The organism is Pseudomonas putida S13.1.2 (assembly GCF_000498395.2).
GTDB lineage: Bacteria > Pseudomonadota > Gammaproteobacteria > Pseudomonadales > Pseudomonadaceae > Aquipseudomonas > Aquipseudomonas putida_Q.
In genome coordinates, this window is record NZ_CP010979.1 from 4,566,934 (window position 1) to 4,590,553 (window position 23,620).

General features: G+C 56.4%; 18 protein-coding genes, 1 tRNA gene and 1 pseudogene. 14 read left to right on the forward strand and 6 right to left on the reverse strand.

Annotation, left to right across the window (positions count from 1 at the left end; genetic code table 11):
• Positions 1 to 53 precede the first annotated feature (53 nt).
• The 7 genes from dnaG to N805_RS31335 all read left to right on the forward strand — a co-directional run bounded on the left by dnaG (position 54) and on the right by N805_RS31335 (position 10,757).
• On the forward strand, positions 54 to 2,036 hold the full coding sequence (gene dnaG / locus N805_RS20300) for a DNA primase (protein ID WP_019471278.1): 1,983 nt from the start codon (positions 54 to 56) through the stop codon (positions 2,034 to 2,036).
• 67 nt (positions 2,037 to 2,103) lie between these two features.
• Positions 2,104 to 3,954 carry an RNA polymerase sigma factor RpoD gene (rpoD, locus tag N805_RS20305; RefSeq protein WP_019471277.1) on the forward strand — a complete coding sequence of 617 codons (1,851 nt, stop codon included), beginning with the start codon at positions 2,104 to 2,106 and terminating at the stop codon, positions 3,952 to 3,954.
• Positions 3,955 to 4,120: 166 nt separating this feature from the next.
• Positions 4,121 to 7,864, forward strand: a complete 3,744-nt coding sequence (locus N805_RS20310; RefSeq protein ID WP_019471276.1) for a bifunctional diguanylate cyclase/phosphodiesterase — start codon at positions 4,121 to 4,123, stop codon at positions 7,862 to 7,864.
• Positions 7,865 to 7,880: 16 nt separating this feature from the next.
• A tRNA-Ile gene (locus tag N805_RS20315) sits at positions 7,881 to 7,957 on the forward strand.
• Between the two features lie 126 nt (positions 7,958 to 8,083).
• A complete protein-coding gene (locus tag N805_RS20320) occupies positions 8,084 to 9,151 on the forward strand; it encodes a site-specific integrase (RefSeq protein WP_026034438.1) in 1,068 nt (355 codons plus the stop codon).
• A gap of 228 nt (positions 9,152 to 9,379) precedes the next feature.
• Positions 9,380 to 9,598, forward strand: a complete 219-nt coding sequence (locus N805_RS20325; RefSeq protein ID WP_019471274.1) for a DNA-binding protein — start codon at positions 9,380 to 9,382, stop codon at positions 9,596 to 9,598.
• A 916-nt stretch (positions 9,599 to 10,514) separates the two neighbouring features.
• Positions 10,515 to 10,757, forward strand: a complete 243-nt coding sequence (locus N805_RS31335) for a TraK family protein (RefSeq protein WP_196305291.1) — start codon at positions 10,515 to 10,517, stop codon at positions 10,755 to 10,757.
• A 783-nt stretch (positions 10,758 to 11,540) separates the two neighbouring features.
• Here the strand turns inward: N805_RS31335 and N805_RS20330 are convergent.
• Genes N805_RS20330 through N805_RS20340 form a run of 3 tightly spaced genes read right to left on the reverse strand, consistent with a single transcriptional unit; the run spans position 11,541 to position 15,922 of the window.
• Positions 11,541 to 12,704, reverse strand: a complete 1,164-nt coding sequence (locus N805_RS20330; RefSeq protein ID WP_019471273.1) for a response regulator — start codon at positions 12,702 to 12,704, stop codon at positions 11,541 to 11,543.
• Complete coding sequence (locus tag N805_RS30115) at positions 12,704 to 14,899, reverse strand: sensor histidine kinase (RefSeq protein WP_046811334.1); 2,196 nt, start codon at positions 14,897 to 14,899, stop codon at positions 12,704 to 12,706. The genes N805_RS20330 and N805_RS30115 overlap by 1 nt, the downstream gene beginning before the upstream one ends.
• A gap of 48 nt (positions 14,900 to 14,947) precedes the next feature.
• Positions 14,948 to 15,922, reverse strand: a complete 975-nt coding sequence (locus tag N805_RS20340) for a DNA cytosine methyltransferase (RefSeq protein ID WP_019471270.1) — start codon at positions 15,920 to 15,922, stop codon at positions 14,948 to 14,950.
• Positions 15,923 to 16,009: 87 nt separating this feature from the next.
• Here N805_RS20340 and N805_RS20345 point away from each other — a divergent pair, with 87 nt between their 5' ends.
• Entirely contained in the window at positions 16,010 to 17,200 is a 1,191-nt protein-coding gene (locus N805_RS20345; RefSeq protein ID WP_019471269.1) for a restriction endonuclease, read from the forward strand.
• A gap of 1 nt (position 17,201) precedes the next feature.
• Complete coding sequence (locus N805_RS30120) at positions 17,202 to 17,612, forward strand: very short patch repair endonuclease (RefSeq protein WP_019471268.1); 411 nt, start codon at positions 17,202 to 17,204, stop codon at positions 17,610 to 17,612.
• A 276-nt stretch (positions 17,613 to 17,888) separates the two neighbouring features.
• Here the strand turns inward: N805_RS30120 and N805_RS20350 are convergent, their stop codons facing one another.
• From N805_RS20350 to N805_RS20355, 3 genes are all read right to left on the reverse strand, one after another.
• A complete protein-coding gene (locus N805_RS20350; protein WP_019471267.1) occupies positions 17,889 to 18,422 on the reverse strand; it encodes a DUF2442 domain-containing protein in 534 nt (177 codons plus the stop codon).
• On the reverse strand, positions 18,419 to 18,661 hold the full coding sequence (locus N805_RS30125; RefSeq protein ID WP_016497692.1) for a DUF4160 domain-containing protein: 243 nt from the start codon (positions 18,659 to 18,661) through the stop codon (positions 18,419 to 18,421). Before N805_RS30125 ends, N805_RS20350 begins: the two co-directional genes overlap by 4 nt.
• An 84-nt stretch (positions 18,662 to 18,745) precedes the next feature.
• Positions 18,746 to 19,300, reverse strand: coding sequence for a serine acetyltransferase (locus N805_RS20355; protein ID WP_019471266.1), 555 nt, complete (start codon positions 19,298 to 19,300; stop codon positions 18,746 to 18,748).
• Between the two features lie 231 nt (positions 19,301 to 19,531).
• On the opposite strand from N805_RS20355, the gene N805_RS20360 reads away from it, so the two are divergent.
• The 5 genes and pseudogenes from N805_RS20360 (at position 19,532) to N805_RS20380 (ending at position 23,487) form a co-directional block, all read left to right on the forward strand.
• On the forward strand, positions 19,532 to 19,993 hold the full coding sequence (locus N805_RS20360) for an Lrp/AsnC family transcriptional regulator (protein ID WP_019471265.1): 462 nt from the start codon (positions 19,532 to 19,534) through the stop codon (positions 19,991 to 19,993).
• 189 nt (positions 19,994 to 20,182) lie between these two features.
• Positions 20,183 to 20,541, forward strand: a pseudogene (locus N805_RS31040) (toxin).
• Positions 20,519 to 20,833, forward strand: a complete 315-nt coding sequence (locus N805_RS20370; RefSeq protein ID WP_019471263.1) for a helix-turn-helix domain-containing protein — start codon at positions 20,519 to 20,521, stop codon at positions 20,831 to 20,833. The pseudogene N805_RS31040 and the gene N805_RS20370 overlap by 23 nt, the downstream one beginning before the upstream one ends.
• Positions 20,834 to 20,995: 162 nt before the next feature.
• A complete protein-coding gene (locus N805_RS20375) occupies positions 20,996 to 22,678 on the forward strand; it encodes a flavin monoamine oxidase family protein (RefSeq protein WP_019471262.1) in 1,683 nt (560 codons plus the stop codon).
• Positions 22,679 to 22,692: 14 nt separating this feature from the next.
• Complete coding sequence (locus N805_RS20380; protein ID WP_019471261.1) at positions 22,693 to 23,487, forward strand: carbon-nitrogen hydrolase family protein; 795 nt, start codon at positions 22,693 to 22,695, stop codon at positions 23,485 to 23,487.
• Positions 23,488 to 23,620 lie beyond the last annotated feature (133 nt).

Sequence of the window (23,620 nt, forward strand, 5' to 3'; positions counted from 1 at the left end):
CTATTCGGCGCGTGAGCGATTAGACTTGCCAGTTGCCAGATGACGAGACTGCCATGGCCGGGCTGATTCCCCAGAGTTTCATTGACGACCTGATCAACCGCCTCGACATCGTCGACGTGGTGAGTTCGCGCGTCCAGCTGAAAAAAACCGGCAAAAACTACTCCGCCTGCTGCCCGTTCCACAAGGAGAAGACCCCTTCCTTCACGGTCAGCCCCGACAAGCAGTTCTACTACTGCTTCGGCTGCGGTGCCGGCGGCAACGCCCTTGGCTTCGTCATGGACCACGACAACCTGGACTTCCCCCAGGCTGTCGAAGAACTGGCCCGCGCCGCAGGCATGGAAGTACCCCGCGAGCAAGGCCGCCGCGACCAGAAACCTCGCCAGCCAACCGACTCGCCGCTGTACCCGCTGCTGGACGCCGCCTCGGAATTTTATCGCCAGGCCCTACGCAGCCACCCGACCCGCAAGGCCGCAGTGGATTACCTAAAGGGCCGCGGCCTGTCCGGGGAGATCGCCCGCGATTTCTGCCTGGGCTTCGCCCCGCCCGGCTGGGACAACCTGCTCAAGCACCTGGGTGCCGACACCCTGCAGCAAAAGGTGATGATCGATGCCGGCCTGCTGATCGAGAACGCCGAAAGCGGCAAGCGCTACGACCGTTTCCGCGACCGGGTGATGTTCCCCATTCGCGACAGCCGCGGGCGTATCATCGCCTTCGGCGGCCGGGTACTGGGCGACGACAAGCCCAAGTACCTGAACTCCCCGGAAACCCCGGTGTTCCACAAGGGCCAGGAACTGTACGGGCTGTACGAGGCGCGCAAGCACAACCGCAACCTCGACGAGATCATCGTCGTCGAGGGCTACATGGACGTCATCGCCTTGGCTCAGCAGGGCCTGCGCAATGCCGTGGCCACCCTTGGCACCGCCACCAGCGAAGAGCACCTCAAGCGCCTGTTCCGGGTAGTGCCCAGCGTGCTGTTCTGCTTCGACGGCGACCAGGCCGGGCGCAAGGCCGCCTGGCGTGCGCTGGAATCGACGCTGCCCAACCTGCAGGACGGCCGCCGTGCGCGTTTCCTGTTCCTGCCCGAAGGCGAAGACCCGGACAGCCTGGTGCGTGCCGAAGGCACCGATGCCTTCAGGGCCCGCATCAACCAGCACGCCCAGCCGCTGGCCGACTACTTCTTCGAGCAACTGGGCGTTGAAGCCGACCCGCGATCACTGGAAGGCAAGGCGCACATGGCGACCCTGGCCGCACCGTTGATCGAAAAGATCCCCGGTGCCAACCTGCGCCAACTGATGCGCAACCGCCTGAAGGAAATCACCGGTCTGGACCCGCAGCAGGTCGAGCAACTGGCGCAACAAGCTCCGCCAGCCAGCAGTGTGCCGGACTACGACCCTGGCTACGACTACGACGCCATGGCCAGCTATACCCCTGACTACGGCGACATGCCGCAGCACGACTTCGCCCCCGTTCAGCAGGAACAGGCGTGGAAGCCGAACAAGGGCGGTGGCAAAAAGCAGTGGAGCGACAAACCCTGGGACAAGAACCGCAAGGGCGGCAAGCCCTGGCAGCAACGTGACGAAGCACCACCGCGTGTGCCAGCCCCGGTCGAACCGCCCACCCTGGCTGCCCTGCGCACCCTGCTGCATCACCCGTTGCTGGCCGGCAAGGTAGAAGATGCCAGCCACTTTGCCGACGAAGAACACCTGTACAGCCAGCTGTTGGTGGCATTGATCGAAGCCGCACAGAAAAATCCTGGGCTAAGCTCAATGCAGCTGATCGCACGTTGGCATGGCACCGAACAGGGCCGCCTGCTGCGGGCCCTGGCGGAAAAGGAATGGCTGATCGTGGCCGACAACCTTGAACAACAGTTTTTCGACACTATAACTAGCTTGTCCGCCCGCCAACGCGAGCGCAGCCTGGAACAACTGCTCAGGAAATCACGTCAAAGTGAATTGACCAGCGAGGAAAAAACCCAGCTTCTCGCCCTGCTGAGCCGGAATGTTCCCGCACAAACGCCGACCTCATCTGGCGCGTGAGGCCCATGCTCGGGTATAATCCTCGGCTTGTTTTTTGCCCGCCAAGACCTTCAGTGGATAGGGTGTTATGTCCGGAAAAGCGCAACAGCAGTCTCGTATCAAAGAGTTGATCACCCGCGGTCGTGAGCAGGGCTACCTGACTTACGCGGAGGTCAACGACCACCTGCCTGAGGATATTTCAGATCCTGAACAGGTGGAAGACATCATCCGCATGATCAACGACATGGGGATCAACGTATTCGAGAGTGCTCCGGATGCGGATGCCCTTCTGTTGGCGGAAGCCGACACCGACGAAGCCGCGGCCGAAGAAGCCGCTGCTGCGTTGGCGGCAGTTGAAACCGATATCGGCCGCACGACCGACCCGGTGCGCATGTACATGCGCGAAATGGGTACAGTCGAGCTTCTGACCCGCGAAGGCGAAATCGAAATCGCCAAGCGTATCGAGGAAGGCATCCGTGAGGTGATGGGCGCCATCGCCCATTTCCCGGGTACTGTCGATTACATTCTCGGCGAATATGACCGCGTCACCACCGAGGGTGGCCGTCTGTCCGACGTGCTCAGCGGTTACATCGACCCTGACGACAACATCGCCGCGCCGACCGAAGAGGTGCCGATTCCTGGCGCCAAGGCCGCAGCCGCGAAGGAAGAGTCCGACGACGAAGAGGAAGAGTCCGAAGGCAGTGACGACGAGGAAGAGACCGAGAGCGGTCCGGACCCGGTAGTCGCAGCCCAGCGTTTCGGTGCGGTATCCGACCAGCTTCAGGCGACCGTCAAGGTCGTGAAGAAGAACGGTCGTGGCCACAAGGAAAGCATCGAGGCCCTGCAAGCCCTCGCCGACCTGTTCATGCCGATCAAGCTGGTGCCCAAGCAGTTCGAGGTTCTGGTAGAGCGTGTTCGTGATGCACTGAACCGTCTGCGTCAGCAAGAACGCGCCATCATGCAGCTGTGCGTGCGTGATGCCCGCATGCCACGTGCCGACTTCCTGCGCATGTTCCCAAGCAACGAAACCGACCAGACCTGGAGCGGTGACCTGGCCAAGCGCAACACCAAATGGGCTGCCGCCCTGGGTGAAAAGGACGCCGCCATCGTTGCTTGCCAGCAGAAGCTGATCGACCTTGAGACCGAAACCGGCCTGACCGTTGCCGAGATCAAGGACATCAACCGTCGCATGTCGATCGGTGAAGCCAAGGCCCGCCGCGCCAAGAAAGAAATGGTCGAGGCGAACCTGCGTCTGGTGATCTCTATCGCCAAGAAGTACACCAACCGTGGCCTGCAGTTCCTCGACCTGATCCAGGAAGGCAACATCGGCTTGATGAAAGCGGTGGACAAGTTCGAATACCGTCGTGGTTACAAGTTCTCGACGTACGCCACCTGGTGGATCCGTCAGGCAATCACCCGTTCGATCGCCGACCAGGCACGCACCATCCGTATTCCGGTGCACATGATCGAGACGATCAACAAGCTCAACCGTATTTCCCGCCAGATGCTGCAGGAAATGGGTCGCGAACCGACCCCGGAAGAGCTGGGCGAGCGCATGGAAATGCCTGAGGACAAGATCCGCAAGGTACTGAAGATCGCCAAAGAGCCGATCTCCATGGAAACCCCGATCGGTGACGACGAAGATTCGCACTTGGGCGACTTCATCGAGGACTCGACCATGCAGTCCCCGATTGATGTGGCCACGGTCGAAAGCCTCAAGGAAGCCACCCGTGACGTGCTCTCGGGCCTGACTGCACGCGAAGCCAAGGTGCTGCGCATGCGTTTCGGTATCGACATGAACACCGACCACACCCTCGAAGAGGTGGGCAAGCAGTTTGACGTAACGCGTGAGCGGATCCGTCAGATCGAAGCGAAGGCGTTGCGCAAACTGCGCCACCCAACTCGCAGCGAGCATCTGCGCTCCTTCCTCGACGAGTGATGACAAAACCCCGGCCCAGGCCGGGGTTTTTCTTTTCTGCCTGTCGCGCTCTGCCGCCATCCCTGCAAGGCCCTGTTGTATTTGACAAAAGGGCCCATGTTTCCCCCTGCACCTGCCGCAATGCCCGTCTACACTCGACGTCAGACCCCAAGAATGCGAGGCTGCTATGCCACCTATGCCGGCCATTCTGTTGCTGCTCCTGGTTTTGTGGAACACGACGGCCGGCGCCCTGACCCTGACAGACGAGGAAAAAGCCTGGTTGGCTGCCCACCCGCAGCTGAGCCTGGGCATCGACGCCTCTTGGCCACCGTTCGAGTTTCGCGACCAGGAGGGCCGGTACCAGGGATTGGCCGCCGATTACATCGCTGCGATCCAGCAACGCCTGGGCGTGACGCTCAAACCGGTCGAACCCAGCAGCTGGACCGAGGTGCTGGCGCAGGCGCGCGAAAGCCACATCGACCTGCTGCCCGGCATCATGTCCACCCCCGAACGCCAGGGCTACCTGGCCTTCACACGTCCGTACCTCGACTTCCCTATTGTCATCCTCGCCCACAAAGGCGGCGCACAACCGCGCAAGCTGGATGACCTGTACGGGCTGAAAATCGCCGTGGTCGAGAATTACGCCCCGCACGAGCTGCTGCGTACCCACCACCCGGATCTCAACCTGGTGGCCATGCCCAACGTCAGCTCCACACTGCAGGCCCTGGCCACCGACCAGGTAGACGCCGTGGTCGGTGACCTGGCGTCCAGTATCTGGAGCCTGCGCCAACTCAAGCTCGACGGCCTTTACGTCAGCGGCGAAACGCCTTACCGCTACCAGCTGGCGATGGCCGTTCCCCGCGACAAGAACGTGCTGGTCGGCATTCTCGACAAAGTAATGGCTGACATGAGCAGCAGCGAAATCAGCCAGATCCAGCAGCGCTGGGTGGGCAATGTGGTCGACCAACGCATGTTCTGGTCCGACCTGCTGGTGTATGGCCTGCCAACGGTGCTGTTGCTGATGGCCGTTCTGGCCGTGGTCATCCGTATCAACCGCCGACTCAGCTCGGAAATTTCCCGGCGCATCGCCCTGGAGCAGGAGCTGCGCAGCAGCGAGTACCACTACCGCGGCCTGGTCGAGAGCCTGTCCGCCATCGCCTGGGAAGCCGACGCCAACGACTTCACCTACAGCTATGTCTCACCGCATGCCGAAGACTTGCTTGGCTACCCGCTCAGCGACTGGCTCAAACCGGGGTTCTGGCGCAGCATCCTGCACCCGGAGGACGCCCTCTGGGCCCAGGCCTACTGCGACAGCGAAACCGCAGCCGGGCGCGACCATAGCCTGGACTATCGGGTGATACGGGCAGACGGCCAGCCCCTGTGGGTACGCAACATCGTCAGCATGATCGAACACGGGCCCCAGCCGGTGATGCGCGGGCTGATGATCGACATCAGCGAAACCAAGCGCACCGAGGACGCCCTGCGCCTCTCCGAGCAAAAGTTTGCCTCGGTGTTCCAGCAGTGCCCCGACATTCTGCTGATCGCCCGCCACAGCGACGGCTGCCTGCTGGAGGTGAACGAAGCCTTCGAAGAGCAGATTGGCATGACCCCGGACCAGGTGCTTGGCCGCAGCGCCACCGACCTCAACCTGTGGGGCGTCGAAGGTTCCGGCCCGCCGCTGCTCGAGCGCCTGCACCAGGGCGGTATCCGTAACCTGGAAATGAGCTTCCGCCGCAGCAACGGCCAACTCTTTACCGGCCTGACTTCGGCCGAAACGTTCGAACTGGACGGCACCCCCGCGCTGGTAGTGGCAGTACGCGACATCAGCCAGCTCAAGGAGACCCAGCAGCAGCTGCAAACCTCAGAAGAAAAGTTCGCCAAGGCTTTCCACGCCTCGCCCGACGGCCTGCTGCTGTCGCGCCAGAGCGACGGTTTGCTGCTTGAGGTGAACGAAGGCTTCTGCCGCCTGACCGGCTACGACCTCAATCCGACCATCGACCAGACCTCGCTGGACCTGGGTATCTGGGTCGACCTCAACGAACGCAAACGCATGGTCGACCAGCTCAACCGTGACGGTTTCGTGCGTGACTTCACCTGCCATATCCGCCGCAGCGACGGGCAGATCCGCCTGTGCGAGCTCTCCGCCAGGCCCCTGCCGATTGGCGGCGTCGACTGCATGCTGACCATCGCCCGCGATATCACCGAGCGCCACCTGATGCAGGAAAAACTGCAGCTGGCCGCCACCGTGTTCGAGAACACCGCCGAAGGCGTGCTGATCACCGACATCGACCAGCGCATCAGTGCCGTCAACCGCGCTTTCAGCGAAATCACTGGCTACAGCGAGATCGAAGCCCTCGGCCAGACCCCGCGCCTGCTTGCCTCCGGCCAGCACGACAGCGCCTTCTATGCCGCCATGTGGCACCAGCTGACCGCCGAGGGCCACTGGCAAGGCGAGATCTACAACAAGCGCAAGAACGGCGAACTGTACCCCGGCTGGCTGACCATCAGCGCCGTACGCAACAGCGAACGCGAGATCACTCACTTCGTTGCCGTGTTCGCCGACATTTCCAGCCTCAAGCATGCCCAGGCCAAGCTCGACTACCAGGCCCACCACGACCCATTGACCGGCCTGCCCAACCGGGCCTTGTTCGAGAACCGCCTGCAGGCCGTGCTCACCTGCGCGCAGGTGTCCAACCGCCAGGGCGCGGTGCTGTTCCTCGACCTCGACCGCTTCAAGCACATCAACGACAGCCTCGGCCACCCGGTCGGCGACTTGCTGCTCAAGGGCATTGCCCAGCGCCTCAAGGAGCAGGTGCGTGACGTCGACACCGTGGCCCGCCTGGGCGGCGACGAGTTCATCATCCTGCTGCCGGGCCTGCACAAGCCCAGTGACGCCAGTACCATCGCCAACAAGCTGCTGGCCTGCTTCATCGCCCCGTTCCAGGCCGGTGAGCACGAATTCTTCACCAGCGCCAGCATCGGCATCAGCCTTTATCCACAGGACGGTACCGACGTTGCCACGCTGATCCGCAACGCCGACGCTGCCATGTACCGCTCCAAAGCCAAGGGCCGCAACCGCGTCGAAGCCTACACCCGCGACCTCACCGCCCAGGCCAGCGAGCGTATCGCCCTGGAGCATGAGCTGCGCCGTGCCGTCGAACGCAACGAAATGAGCCTGTGCTTCCAGCCCAAGCTCAGCCTCAAGACGCAGAGCCTGGTCGGCGCAGAGGCGCTGATCCGCTGGAGCCACCCGACCTTTGGTGAAGTGCCTCCGGAGCACTTTATCCACCTGGCGGAGGAGAACGGCACCATCCTCCAGCTCGGCGACTGGGTACTGGAACAAGCCTGCCGGCAGATGCAGGCCTGGAAGCAGCACTACGAACCCTTCGGCCCCTTGTCGATCAACCTCGCCGGCGCCCAGCTACGCCAGCCACACCTGGCCCGGCGCATCGAGCAGTTGCTCAAGCACCACCAGCTCAAGGCGGGCGACCTGCAGCTTGAGATCACCGAAAACTTCATCATGAGCCAGGCTGAAGAAGCCCTGGCCGTGCTGTACCAGTTGAAAAAACTGGGCGTGCAACTGGCCATCGACGACTTCGGCACCGGCTATTCATCGCTGAGCTATCTCAAGCGCCTGCCGCTGGACATCCTCAAGATCGACAAGTCGTTCATCCGCGGCCTGCCCGACGACCCGCACGACGCCGCCATCGCCCGTGCGATCATTGCCCTGGGCCGCAGCATGCAACTGACCATCATTGCCGAGGGCGTGGAAAACCAGGCTCAGCAACGCTTCCTGGCGGCCGAGGGCTGCGAGCAGATCCAGGGCTACATCGTCAGCCTGCCACTACCGCCAGGGGAATTCGCGGCAACGTTTCTTCGCATAGCACTATCGGATCTTTCAGATGGCACTGGTGCGAAACCCTCGTTATAATCCGGCCACTTACTGAGGGCCTATAGCTCAGTTGGTTAGAGCAGAGGACTCATAATCCTTTGGTCCACGGTTCGAGTCCGTGTGGGCCCACCAACCTTGAAGCCGCGTACTACGCGGCTTTCGGCTTTTTGGGTTTGTGGCAGCCGGATCAGTCCTATGGTCCGAAGGTACAAATTAGGTACAGTGCGGCTTCGCTTGCACGCCTTTGGAGTCCTTCAGATGGCCACAATCGTCAAAACCCCTGCCGGCACCTGGAAGGCCGTCATCCGCAAGACCGGATGGCCGACCAACGCCAAAACCTTCCGCACCAAGCGCGACGCGGAGGATTGGTCACGACGCACCGAAGACGAGATGGTGCGGGGTGTGTACATCCAGCGCAGCGGTTCTGAGCGCATGACGCTGGAAATAGCGCTCAAGCGCTACCTGACCGACATTACACCCACAAAGAAGCCTACGACTCAACGCGGTGAGATCTCCAAGGCTAAAAAGCTGACGGAGCATCTGGGCAAGTATTCTCTCGCAGCCCTTTCCGCTGAAACCATTGCCAACTATCGCGACAAGCGCCTTAACGAGCCAGGCCGCGCAGGCACGACCAGCAACAACACCGTTCGCCTGGAGCTGGCTCTACTGAGCCACGTTTTCACGGTCGCGATCCAGGAGTGGGGGCTGGGCCTGACGTTTAACCCCGTGTTGAATATACGCAAGCCAAGCCCCGGGGAGGGTCGCAATCGTAGGCTCTCGCCGGATGAGGAACGGCGGCTGTTCGCAGAGGTGAATCGGCATAGCAATCCAATGCTTGGGTGGATCGTTGGCATCGCTCTGGAAACTGGCATGCGCTCAGGTGAAATCGCTTCGCTACGCAGACCTCAGGTGGATATAGAGCGACGCATCGTAAGACTGGTTGACACGAAAAATGATGGTCAACGAACTGTGCCACTGAGCAAGCGAGCCACAGAGCTTTTCAGAGCCGCGATGATGAATCCAGCTCGCCCTAGCGAGTGCAACCTGGTGTTTTTCGGTGAGCCCGGTAGAGATGGAAAGCGCCGCCCCTATGCGTTCACAAAAATCTGGGGGCTGTTGGTTAAGAAGCTCCAGCTATCCGACTTTAGATTTCACGACTTGAGGCATGAGGCTGTCAGCCGCTTGGTGGAAGGTGGTCTTTCCGACCAAGAGGTATCAAGCATCAGTGGCCACAAATCGATGCAAATGTTGAAAAGATACACACATCTACGCTCCGAAGATCTAGTAGCCCGGCTGGACAACATGTCAAAAAACAAAAAAGTTTAGCTAAAAATTCAAAACAGTTTAGCTAAACCCCAGCACTATAGCCGCACCACACCAAGTGAAGTTAAAATTTAGCGGCTAAAACAGCTACGACTCTAAATAAGTTGAGCTAAAACAAGAACGGAGAACTATAGCTAAACTATCCAGCTGTCAAGCCAATATTCAAAAAGTTCTTTATAAATTTGCGCTAGGTGTCATAGGATATGCGAAATTAAGCGGAGGACACCTAGCATGACCACTGAAGAATATATACGCGACTTATTCTCTGGGGCTCCACTTTTGTCCCTCGAACAGCTTGCGGAGGTGCTACACAGAAGCAAGGATGGCTTGAGGATCAGTCTGAGTGGCGACAATGAGATATCGAGAAAATTCCTCCCCTGTAAGGTGAGAATTGGCAGGAGGATTTATTTCAGAACCGCAGATGTAGCCAAGGTGCTTGAGCAGGGCTGACGAAGATGTCTATATCCCTAGTTGTAAAAAGAAAGGTATCCAGCCATTTCACAATTATCCCTAACGATGTAATAAGCGACTCAAACCTGAGTTGGAAATCGTTGGGCCTACTTGTGAAATTACTATCACTACCTCCAGGCTACCCATACCTGACGGTGGAATCGCTATCTAAGAAAAACGGCACTGGCACAGCCGCAACCAGGAGCGGATTGCAGGAGTTGGAGGACGCAGGCTACTTGAGTATCAAGCGCACCCATGACTCCCGCGGACGATTCGCAAAAACGGTATGGCATATATCTGACGAGCCCCATAGCCAAGCCTCCGCTGCACCATATTGCGATAACCCGAACATGGATAAACCGCACACGGAGCAGCCGCACCAGGGAAAACAAGCACATATAAATACTAACAAAACAATAAAACCAAGAAATAAGAAAACTACTACGTCCCTCGACGATGTACCGGTAGCCGATGGTCCGCCGCTGCGGTTGACGGCATTGGTATCAGCTGAAACGAGAAGCCAAATTTTCAAGGCGCTGGAGCAGGTTGCTCCCGTTGACCAGCAACGCATGCTGGACGAACTGTCGGCTGCGATCAAAGCGGGATCTATCAAAACTACAGCAGTCCGGTGGTTTCACGGAATCATCAAGCGATATCGAGATGGCAGCTACAACTTCAAGGACCGAGCACCTGCGGGGAAACCTACGCGTGACGATAACGCACCTCACTTTACCTCGGCAGACAACCCGGAAATAGGCCCGTCAAGTGTCAAGAACGAGAACCGGTCGACCGTAGGAAAGGAGTACTTGAAGAAGTTAAGGACAAATAGGTCTAGCTCTGGCATATCACCAGTCCGAATTTTGACAAATGAGAAACCAGGCCCTAGCTCTGAGGTTTAGTCATCCATGAGGTTGAGATGAAACCCCTTACCATACGGATCGCAGAACGAGTAATCGCGACCTACCCTCCTTCAGACCCGAGTACCAATTTGGCCAAGTTCATCTTGCTACGCGAGGAAATTCTGCAAGCGATTGAAGGTGGTTGGTCCTTACTAGGGATCTGGAAGACTTTGCATGATGAAGGATCTATCGACTTTGGCTATCAAGCTTTTCGTCGTTACGCCAGGAAATTACTACCCATAAACTGCGGTGTTCATTAGCTATTGAGCACCGTTGCTTAGCCGAACAATCGTTGTTCTAGAGTTCAACAACCGACCATTTCCGTTGTTCAAGCGATCAGCTCATAATTAAACGCTCTAGCGCACATGTTGCTTGCCTGAGTTCACTACTGACGCTCATCTCAGCTACACGAATATTCAGGGCAAGACAGGTGAAGTTAGCTAACCGACAAGTCGGCTAGCTAACTTCACTTGCGTATTCGCGCCTGTAGCACTCAAAGCAGGGAGTCGCTGCCGCGACTTTCTGAGCACCACAAGCCTCATCATGCCCGGCATCAAAATTAGGATGTAGCATCTTGAAGGCCGCCGCAACGTACCGTGCTAGGGGCCAGTGCAAAAATAGGCCTTCATTAAGAACCACTCCTCTGTCAGCTCTTCAAGGCCCATCCCAACCGCTAAGGAGTCTGGCTGGCCAGACCTGAATCTACCCGAGCCCGAGAAGACGAACGGCCACTCAGATTGACCATGGCAGCTTATCTGGGAGTAGAAGAGGTCTAAGACTACCGCAAATTCACGATGACCCACTTGGGCAGGGATAAGGATGCGAGGGGAATCGCGACTTACATTTGATGCCCGCGGAAGGCGCTGTAGTCGCAAACGGGCAGTCGGCCACGACTGAAAGCCAATATTAGCCTCACCGATCACCTTGCGCGGCAGTTCAATGTCACTGAGCCAAATTACACAATGAACAATAAGCTAGAACGCTTAATTAATGCCAAAAGCTGCCCCCTCAGCAGAGAGCTTCAGGAGCAACTCTCAAAGTTCTTATGCGGTATGAGCCATACCCTTTTGCTCCGCCTCAATCTCGGCGATCAACATAGCTACTAACCTCTCGGAGTCGATATCCGGGACACCGAAACGTCCGTAATACCTTGCAAATTTAGCCTGTATTGCCTCTGCAAACGGCGTATCAACAGTCGCAACCCGATTATATCTTGCGAAAGCTTCGAGTTCGCCGTACTGCACCTGAGACAACATTTGAAAATCGGCAACCAAATGCGGAAGGAACGAGGTTCCAGGCAAATACTTATATCTTTCCGGCTGCAATCCTGCCAACTTTCTATTATCAGCCAGAATACCTTTCAACTCAGTTCTTTTTGTTTTGCTGACTGCCGAATTTTGCATTATTAATTCCCTAATGCTCGAAAGCTCAGGAATTTCCTTGAGGGGGGTGCAGCGCACCAACAAAACATTATCAACTTTCCCTTGGGCGAAATCACACGCAGGGTTAACAACTAAGTAAAACCCGCCCTGCTCGGAATCTACAACAATATCTCCCAGCCCAATTCCATAGCTCACTGGAGGATATATATAGTATTCAACAGGGTGGATTTTTTCCAGGCCAAGGTCATGTTCCGGATTGAAAAATTTTCTTATTGAACTTGAACTCAATGAGCTAGCAAGTCGTCTCGCTAGAAGATATGCAACCTCACCGTCTTCGCTCAAGTCATCAGCCGAAATTCCACCATTCTCGACATGATCCCAGAGGTACTTCCTCTGCTGCTCTTTGATGTACCTTATCAGGCTTGGTAGTTTTGTATCGAAGGAATATTTAACTGCCGCACTAAGCTCTTCATGGGCGCCCTTTCTGACAACCTTAACAAAACGACCTTCAAGATCCTTGATTTTTTCAGCGTAGCCAGTATGAAAAACAACAGGGGTAAATTGATGCTGCTTCAAGCTTGCAAGAATTCTTTCCCCTCCGTAACTCTCAGAACTTGCATCATCCTCTGCGTCATCTTGAAGATCGAGAACTAAAAGATCAAAGCTGCTGTTTTCGACCAACACAAGCGCTTCGTTAAAGCTTTTTGCAGTCACGCACGAGACAACGGAGTCTCCCAGAAAACCTTCAGATTCGAAAGTCTCCTTGAGCATTTCCAGTATTTCTTCGTCGTCGTCTACGATCAAAAAATTCCATTTATTACTCATTAAACTCTCCTGCGCAAAGTAATTCTAAATGCAGCGCCGCCCAGCGAATTGCTCTCCATCAGTTCCAGGCTTCCGCCGTAGTAGTCGCTCACAATATCGCCAACTATAGATAACCCAAGCCCGACTCCATCACTTTTGGTGCTAAAGTATGGCTCGAATATGGACTCTCGATTTTCCCAAGCCACGCCTGGGCCACTATCAGCAAGGATTATCTCAACCGAAGTGTCAGCGTTCCGTTTCACGGTAGCCGCAACGATGCGGGAATTATCTGGGACCAAGCTCAGCCAATACAAACTGTTCTGCATAAGATTAACGAATACTTCTTGCAGCTCAGCGGGGTCTACTTTAACGAGTGTCTGAGTATCTGAAATGGTGAATTTAATCTTCAGCCTCGTAAAATCATCACTTAACAACTCCTGAGAGTCTTTGATTATTTGCTCCATGTATAGCTGGGCCGGACGCCCTCGCCTTCGACCGCCAAAAGGTTCTATCCGTTTAAAAACACCATCAAGGACCTGGCCCTGTTTCAGTATTTTTTCAAAGCGATCTAGTAGAGATGTTAAGTTCGGTCTTTCTATAGACTTGGATATTTCCCGAGCAACACTATCGTACCCCAACTTAGCATAGCCCACAATTTTTGATAAAGGGTGCCGACCTTGATGTAGCAGCCCATCAATTAGCTGACCTAAGGTCGCCAAGCCGTGATACCTGGCGACTACCAGCTTGAGCTCACCTAATCTACTGGCAAAATCTTTCTCGACTTTCTGAACCATTTCAAATGCAACTTTGTCAGACGGGTGATTATCTGACAAATGAGACTTAATCTGGTCAAAATCTATTGGATCAAAAAGACTTGGCTTGTTTGTTTGTTCGGTCTTAGACCCACCCGGATCTGCTTTCTTTTTGTACTGTCGTCTGTACGTCTCCATCCGAGAAAGTATCGTAATCATGATCTCTCGCAAATCATAATAAGCTTGACTTTCCCTCAACCCTTCCCGGTTCGACTGATCTTTTAACTCCGGGTTTCCATCCGCAGTTATTTGAACATACCCAAATATTTGGTTATTGGACAGTCTAAGTGTTGGATTTTGTACACGACGCAAATCTAACCTTAACCAGTCATTGTTTGGTTCGCCGTAAGGGAGAACTCGAAAGCCATCCCTATAAATGTTTACACCCGCAAAAGAGTCTAGATCTTTCCTTACATTCGAAATCGAGCTTTTTACCATCTGCACAATGTTGCCAAGATCATCCCTATCCCAAATCCTAAGCTCAATGTCTAGCGGGCCACACTCTGGTGATCGGAAATTTTCTTTGTCGGGCAGAGCTGACTCTCCGACCAGCTCCCAACGCCCATCAGATGTAGGAACTAATCGGCCTGTCAGTGGTATAGGGTCTCCATTAGCAACAACAGTATAAACCAGCTTGAAACTACCGTCGGCGTTGACTCTTCCCGAGACCGTGTAATGTGGGTATTTTATTGATTGAGGCGGCTCGATATTTTTCGAGAATTTACTATGCGAGCTAGGGGCAGATATTCTTATCTTAAATCCATCTACTTCTGAAAAAGGGGAAACCAAACGTGACAATCCTCGCTGCAAAGCAAGAAAAGTCATTTCATCCCAAGTATTTCGCAGCCCCCTCATCCTCAAAATTGTTCCTTGAGGTTGATTATTTACATCAAAAAAATCATTCGGCAATATTTCTTTTGGCGCACGCACATCAGTTTGTATTTTTATTTCATCAAGAAATTTTTCTTCATCATCAAACTGGGTCCAATCGAAGAACGCATACGCTTCATTGGGACTTGCAGATTTTTTGCTAATCAGTTCAAGCGAGTTTGCCAGTCTCGACGCGGCAAAGCGGCCAACACCTTTCTCTCCTAATACTCTCCGCGAGCCATTAGGGCTACTCTTATCTTTTTTCTTTGTAGGTGTTGCTGGCTCCATCCAAGCGTTTCGGATGGTGTTGATATCCATGCCGGCGCCATTATCGATTACCTCAACAAAACCTTTACCTTCCTCAACATTATCGTCAAACTTTATGAGTACGTCTTTTGCGTCCGCGTCATAAGCATTTTTTACTAACTCTATTATGGCAACGGTATCATTACTAATCAGTTCCTCACCTAAAGTCTTCATTATCCTTGCTCTAGGACGAAATATTGAAGGAGGTGATTTTTGATTGTCATTCATAAAAAATCCTTTTCGACATAAAAGACAGTTAAGCCCGAGCCAAAATAATTAAGCCGCCTTGTACTCTTGAGCACCCTTAAGGAGCGATGCAACTATCGCCTCCATTACAGGAGAGCAAACAGCGTTCCCCATTAATTTAACTTTTTCACGCCTAGTCACGTCGGGAAATTTATAATTATCAGGAAACCCCATGGCTTTGCGAAGTTCATCCGGCTGAAGCATACGCATCATATGCCCACTGGGGGTAGGAGTTACATAAGCGAAACGGTCGATGGTGGTAACCGTACGTAGCGGCTCATCCATCCGTTGCCAGCCGCCTCCACCGTCGGAACCGTAGTAGACGATGAGGAACGCTTTGTTCTCTCCCAGCTCGGCTATAGCCCTATCAGCTCGTGCAAGCGTGTCTTTAGCGCGCCGCGGGGTTCTGAGCGGAGTCATCTTATATGTGCCTTCCGGCGCCAAAATGTCCCAGACGTTACGATAAAACGGATTCAGGGGTTCTATCGCCTCAGGTTGACCTCGCAGTTCAGCAATCATGAACAGCCGCCTTCTGCGTTGGGCAACGCCGTAGTGGGAGGCATCAATGATCTGCTCATGCACGTTGTACTTGAGCTTCTCCAGTGCTTTCTTCAGCTCACCATAGCGCGACCAAGGTTTCATATGCACAACGTTTTCCAGGGTGATCCAGCGAGGCTTCATTACCTTCGCATATCGGATGACCTGGAAAGCAGTATCACGACTCTCATCCGAACGTGGCTTGTTACCACGGGCGCAGGTGTGGTGGGTGCACTCAGGGGAGGAGATCAGCAGATCTATAGGCCCTGTCTTGGCTAGAACCTGCTTTGGAGTGAGCTTGCGAAGATCCTGCTCGAAGACGTGGGCTTCGGGGAAATTGAGACGAAACGATTCGACTGCCGGCCCCCAAAGATCAACCCCCCCGACGATTGTGGCGCCGCCTTCACGGGCACCTAGGCTGGCACCGCCAGCACCGCAGAACATATCAAATGCGCGTATCTGATCCATTGGAAAACGTTCCATTTTATCGTTGTAGCCAGGTTACCAGGTTACCGGCACCATTCAAGTCCTTACGGCTAAGGGGCAGTCTAAAAAATGAGCAGCAACCAGGTTTTTTCTTTGAGCGAGCTGGAGGGTGCCGACCTACTGATTGACGCCTGCTACGCCGGCAGTCGGAAAGGCAACGCAGGCGACGAACCACTGACGCATTTACTGAAGGTCAGCAATGAAGGCGGTTTCCGCATCAGAGGGAAGCGAGACGATCCGTTGCTCATCACATTGGTGTCCAGTCTGCAGGATCCTGACTGGCCTGATGAGTTAGATCTCTCAACGGGTACCTTCACCTATTACGGTGACAACAAGGAGCCTGGCCGCAAACTGGACCAGACCAAGCGCTACGGAAACAACCTACTCGAGCTGATCTTTGAAAGTCTGCATTCCGGCCAGCGAGAGCGTATACCTCCCATTTTGGTGTTCACCAAAGCCGGAAATTATCGAGACAAAATCTTCCGCGGCTTGGTCGTTCCAGGAACCATCGGGAGCACCCATAACGATGACCTGATCAGCGTCTGGCACACCAGTGAGGGGCAGCGCTTTCAGAACTATCGAGCGACCTTCACTATCCTGGACATCTCCAAAATTCCCCGTGCATGGCTCAGCGACATTATCAATCATTCAATCCGTGGGATCGACAGCAAACACGCCCCGAAGGAGTGGATAGACTGGATCAAGAGTGGACGTTTCAAGCCACTGATTAGTAAGCGCACCCAGCCAATACGGTCGAAAGCAGAGCAGTTACCCTCCTCAGCTTCAGAATTTCGGATGCTACAGACTCTGCATAGCTACTTCCAAGCAGACCCATATGCCTTCGAGGTCTGCGCAGCTCACTTGGTCAGGCAATGCCTGCCAGATACGGTCGAGCTCGATCTGACCAGACGCTATCGGGACGGAGGACGCGATGGTATTGGCAAATTACGCATTGGACGGCCAGAGTCATCGGTTCTGGTTGACTATGCGATTGAAGCAAAGTGCTACCAGCCTGAAATTTCGGTAGGTGTCAGCAAGGTTTCACGATTGATATCACGGCTCCGGCATCGGCAGTTCGGGGTTCTGATCACCACCTCGTGGGTGAACTCTCAAGCCTACAAGGAGATCGTAGAAGATGGACATCCCGTAATGATTCTTTCGGGAAGGGATATTGTTGAGTTACTCAAGGAGGCTGGATTGCAGAGTGCAACCGAGCTGACCAAGTGGCTCAAGACTAGCTTCCCCATCGAGCAGGCCTAAAATGTGCGCGGACATCGTCTCACCAGCTCAACGCTCCAGCATCATGAGGCGAATCCGTGGCAAAGATACGAAGCCGGAGATCATCGTGCGTTCGACTTGCCATGCGATGGGTTTACGTTTCAGATTACATCGCAGAGATCTCCCCGGTTCGCCTGACTTGGTATTTCCGAAGTTCCATCTGTGCCTTTTTGTACATGGCTGCTTTTGGCATCGTCACCCCAATTGCAGATATGCCTACACACCAAAATCTAGATCTGAATTTTGGCTGTCAAAGCTCTCCAGAAATGCGGAGCGGGATCTAGAGGTTCAAAAAGCCTTGCGGTCTCTAGGTTGGAGCACAGAGGTGGTCTGGGAATGCGAGACCAAAGACCTGGAGCGGCTACACAGAAGACTCGAATCAATCTTTTCCTGAAAGCATGGCCTTGCTCTTTTGGGGCGTCACAGCCCAGTACACCAGCGGTACAGTGCCCAGTTCGGACTTTCTCTGTTAAATTACGCTAAACACCAGCAACGATGGTGCTTTCAGCTTACTGTACATGCGCTATGCTATGGTCGATTTCACCGGGCTTGCAGTGTTTCTTGGCAACTCATAATCCTTTGGTCCACGGTTCGAGTCCGTGTGGGCCCACCAGATACGATAAAGCCGCGCTGTTGCGCGGCTTTTTTTGCCTATGGATCGGCTACGCAATTACGCTCGCTTCTTCCGTGCATGCCCCGCCCCCACCAAACTGTCTGTGTACTTGCCAGACGTGCGACGAGACGCGCTGTTTGCTCGCGCCTCAGCCAACCGAAGTGCTTCCCATCCTTTCATAGCCAGGGCCACAGTCTTCGGCACGGGTTTTTCGCCACTCCGGTAATAAGCCAACATCCGCCTGCTCAGCCCGAGCTCCTGTGCAGCACGATCCAACGTCAACTCATGCTTGGCCATCCAATTCCAGATGAGTTCATGTGAACACTCCCCTGCCTGTTCAACCGCTCTTGCACGCAAGTTGTCAGCAGCAAGTTCAAGATTGTCGTCGCCGGCCCAGATGACCGTGTCTTTCCACTCACCAATTGCAGCCGTTGCGAATACCTCGGGGTCGGCAAGCGGGGCCAACGTCGTGTGTTTCCCGATGATTTCATCCAGCGCCACCGTGAATTGCAGCCCGTCCGCAAAGGTCAGCAGCAATGAAGCGGGGGCCACAACGGCGACCTCTGTCAGCTGGAATTGTTTGTTGGTCATGGATTCAGCTCCTCCCAAATTGCTAGCAGTCGAGCCCTGTTCCGCGAAGCCCATTCAAGCGCTTCGCTCATCTCGCGCTGGGAAACCCGCGAACCACCGAAGCCGGCCACCGGAGTCAGGTCATTGATCGCGATCAGTGCCTGACGACCATCACTGAATCGCAGATGGAAATGCGGGGGCAGATGATCATTTGCATACAGGCAGATTACGCAATTGGACAATCGATGGATCGTGGGCATGGGCTAATCATACAGTGCAATGGTTGCACTAGACAGTACCATTCGAGCAACACGCCTACAGCCTCAAAAATGTAACGTTTTTGGTTACGTCTCTCTCGGCCGCATCTCGACCTGCCGCGGGTTGTAGAACGTCATGCCAGCCGGGATGTCCCGCGTAACCAGCGACATCGCGCCAATCACCACGTCGTCGCCGATGTCGATACGGTCGGCAACGATGCAACTGTTGGCGCCCATGCTCACGTTGTCACCAATGCGCAGCGCGTATTCCGCCAAGCCGAGGGTCTTGATGCCGATCGAGCAGTTCTGCCGAACAAAAAAATTGCGCCCGATGCTCACGTGCCGGGTGATCACCACCCCCGGCAGGTGCGCGATGCGCAGGCCGGGCGCGATCTGTGCGCCGATGTCGATATCCACCCCGTACTTGAGGTTGAGCCGCTGCTGCATGCGCTGGGCGTGACGCCGGGCCAGGCCACCGCGAGCGTCGAGGTATTGGGCAAGGCGGAAGGCAAAGAGAAAGCGCAGCTTGTTGTCCTTGCGTGCACGGCGCAGCACGTTGAACAGCAGGCTGGTACGGCGTCCGGGCCTTTTCTTGTTGGAGACTTCCAGTCGCCAGCATTCGAGCAGGTGGTCGAGGTTCACACCGAAACTCCCGATGGATAAGCGCTTCATCATGCCGAAATAGCGTCGAAGACGCAGCCTCAGGGTTATCACGGTCGTTGTGGGAGCGGACTTGCCCGCAAAGCAGACTGCGTGGTGGATGGCACGGGCTTCGCCCGTGTTCGCGGGCACGCCCGCTCCAACAGTGTGACGTGCCCTTGCCCTGCTTGCCGTTGGCTGGCTAGGCTAGCGGGCCAACCGCAGAGACTCGCCATGTCGGATTCCCGCTCCATCACGCTGGATGAAATCGATCGCCAGCTGATCGCCCTGCTGCAAATCAACGCCCGCGAAAGCGTCGCCACCCTCGCGCGTCAGCTGGGCATCGCCCGCACCACCGTCAACTCGCGCCTGGAACGGCTGGAGAAGAACAAGGTCATCTCAGGCTATGGCGTGCGCCTGGGTCAGAGTGTGATAGGTGGCGGGCTGCAAGCGTACGTGGGGATCAAAGTGCAGCCGCGCTCCGGGAAGGAAGTGGTACGCCGCCTGAGTGCCATGGGCCAGGTGCAGCAGCTGTGTGCGGTAAGCGGCGAATTCGACTATGTGGCCTGGCTGCGTACAGACTCGCCCGAGCAACTGGACCAGCTGCTCGACCAGATCGGCAGTGTCGACGGGGTGGAGAAAACCACCACGTCGATCATTCTCAGCAGCAAGGTGGATCGCGGTCAGCCAATCTGAGCGACACCCTCCAGCACCGTCAAATATCTAGAGTGGAACGCTGTATCGACCGATCGAGGCCTGTTCCTGCGTTACTTGCTGCAATTCATTCGTGCTTAGGCGCAGCGTCAATGCGTAATAGGCTGGCTAGAGGCAGGATTGACAGGCCTCACCACCTCTCCCAAACTATACGCAGATAACGTACACAGAATGGACGCCGTTTTTGTTGAGCTTCCCCCGTTCGAACGTCATCGTCCCAGTTACCTGAGCGACGAAGACTTTCGCTCCATGCAACAGTTCTTGTTGAAGAATCCGCTTGAGATTTGCTCCAAGGCACAGGAGGCCTCCGGAAGCTGCGATTTTCGGACTCCCAACGCCAGAAGGGCAAGCGAGGCGGCATCCGCGTCATCTACTACTTCTGGCTTCCGGGGACTCAATTCTGGCTGTTTACCCTATACGGCAAAGACATGCAGGATGACTTGACCGACTCCCAGCGAAAAGCTCTGAGAACCATGCTCGAACGCGAATACCTGTCGAGGACCCACCATGCCACGCAACCTGTTCACTGAACTCACTGAAGGCTTCGACGCCTTGGCCGAAGAACGCCAAGGCAAGAAGACCCTGCGCTCGCACAAAGTCAGCTTCATCGAACTGGCCCCCTTGGCGCCTAATGAACTGTTGGAACTGCGCCAGCGCCTCAACATGTCCAGGGCACTGTTCGCGAACTGTCTACGGACCAACGCCAGAACACTGGAGAACTGGGAGCAAGGCCGTTCCAGACCTAACGCACAGGCTGTTGCGCTCATTCGCCTTGTGCAGAAATACCCCGAGACCGTGGATCACCTGGCATCCCTTATCTGATTCATCATAATTGATCTTTTATTAGTAAATATGACGAGTAAAGCTACATTCAGACACCACTCTGAACCTTAATTACGAACGCCCCACTCCCTAAAATGACCGCCAGGCATCTCCTATACTCAGGCTCCGCTCCCCGCGCAGCCCCTCTGGCAAGGTCACTTCATGAACAAGAAAAACCGCCACCCCGCCGACGGCAAGCAGCCCATCACCATCTTTGGCCCCGACTTCCCCTTCGCCTTCGACGACTGGCTGGAACACCCCGCAGGCCTGGGCAGCATTCCAGCCGAGCGCCAGGGTGAAGAAGTGGCCATCGTGGGTGCCGGTATCGCCGGCCTGGTGGCCGCCTACGAGCTGATGAAGCTGGGCTTGAAGCCGGTGGTGTACGAGGCCTCCAAGCTGGGTGGCCGGCTGCGTTCGCAAGCCTTCAACGGCACCGACGGGATCATCGCCGAACTCGGTGGCATGCGCTTCCCGGTGTCGTCCACCGCCTTCTACCACTACGTGGATAAGCTGGGCCTGGAAACCAAGCCCTTCCCCAACCCCCTGACCCCGGCCTCGGGCAGTACAGTGATCGACCTGGAAGGCCAGACCTACTACGCCGAAAAAACCACCGACCTGCCCAAGCTGTTCCACGAAGTGGCCGACGCCTGGGCCGATGCCCTGGAAAGTGGCGCCCAGTTCGCCGACATCCAGCAAGCCATCCGCGACCGGGATGTACCGCGCCTGAAAGAACTGTGGAACAAGCTGGTCCCCCTGTGGGATGACCGCACCTTCTACGATTTCGTCGCCACCTCGCGCTCGTTCGCCAAACTGAGCTTCCAGCACCGCGAAGTGTTCGGCCAGGTCGGCTTTGGCACCGGCGGCTGGGACTCGGACTTCCCCAACTCGATGCTGGAAATCTTCCGCGTGGTGATGACCAACTGCGACGACCATCAACACCTTGTCGTCGGCGGTGTGGAGCAGGTGCCGCAAGGTATCTGGCGCCATGTGCCGGAGCGCTGCGCCCACTGGCCGCAGGGCACCAGCCTGAGCGGCCTGCATGGCGGCGCGCCGCGCACCGGGGTCAAGCGCATTGCCCGTGCCGCCGATGGCCGCCTGGCGGTCACCGACAACTGGGGCGACACCCGGCACTACGGCGCCGTGCTCGCCACCTGCCAGACCTGGTTGCTGACCACCCAGATCGACTGCGAGGAGTCGCTGTTCTCGCAGAAGATGTGGATGGCCCTGGACCGCACCCGCTACATGCAGTCGTCGAAGACATTCGTCATGGTCGACCGGCCGTTCTGGAAGGACAAGGATCCGCAAACCGGCCGCGACCTGATGAGCATGACCCTCACCGACCGCCTCACCCGCGGCACCTACCTGTTCGACAACGGCGACGACAAGCCGGGGGTGATCTGCCTGTCCTACGCCTGGATGAGCGACGCGCTGAAGATGCTGCCGCACCCGGTGGAAAAGCGCGTGCAACTGGCCCTGGATGCGCTGAAGAAGATCTACCCCAAGACCGATATCGCCGGGCACATCATCGGCGACCCGATCACCATCTCCTGGGAGGCCGACCCGCACTTCCTCGGCGCCTTCAAGGGCGCACTGCCGGGCCACTACCGCTACAACCAGCGCATGTACGCGCACTTCATGCAGCAGGACATGCCCGCCGAGCAGCGCGGCATGTTCATTGCCGGTGACGACGTGTCGTGGACCCCGGCGTGGGTGGAAGGAGCAGTGCAAACGTCGCTGAATGCGGTGTGGGGTATCATGAACCACTTCGGTGGCCAGACCCACCCGGACAACCCCGGCCCGGGCGATGTGTTTGACGAGATCGGCCCGATCGCCCTGGCAGACTGATACAAGGAGGCACCATGCGCATTGCTCTGTTCCAGGGCGCCCCCCAGGCATTGGACGTGCCCGGCAACCTGCAACGGCTGCGCCACCAGGCGCAGCTGGCAGCCGAACGCGGCGCTCAGCTGCTGGTGTGCCCGGAAATGTTCCTGACCGGCTACAACATCGGCCTGGCCCAGGTCGAGCGGCTGGCCGAAGCCGAGGATGGCCCGGCGGCGATGGACGTGGTGGAGATCGCCCAGGCGCACCGCATCGCTATCGTCTATGGCTACCCCGAGCGTGGTGATGATGGGGCGATCTACAACAGTGTGCAGTTGATCGATGCGCACGGCCGCAGCCTGAGCAACTACCGCAAGACCCACCTGTTCGGGGATCTGGACCGCTCGATGTTCAGCCCTGGCCCCGACCACTTCCCGGTGGTGGAGCTGGACGGCTGGAAAGTCGGCCTGCTGATCTGTTACGACATCGAGTTCCCGGAGAACGCCCGACGCCTGGCGCTGGACGGTGCCGAGCTGATCCTGGTGCCAACGGCGAACATGACCCCGTACGACTTCATCTGCCAGGTGACCGTGAGGGCGCGGGCGCAGGAAAACCAGTGCTACCTGGTGTATGCCAATTATTGCGGCTCGGAAGACGAGATCCAGTATTGCGGGCAGAGCAGCATCATCGGCCCGGATGGCAGCTTGCTGGCCATGGCCGGGCGGGATGAATGCCTGTTGCTGGCGGAACTGGAGCACGAGCGGGTGGTGCAGGGGCGGGAGGCATTTCCTTACCTGACAGACCTGCGCCAGGCGTTGCACCTGCGTAAGCGCTGACGCCCCATTCGCGGGCATGCCCGCTCCCACAGGATGGGTGTCAGTCTGCAAGCCACACGATACCTGTGGGAGCGGGCGCGCCCGCGAAGAGGCCGGGCCTGCTCACACAAATGGGTTAGCATGAACACCTGCC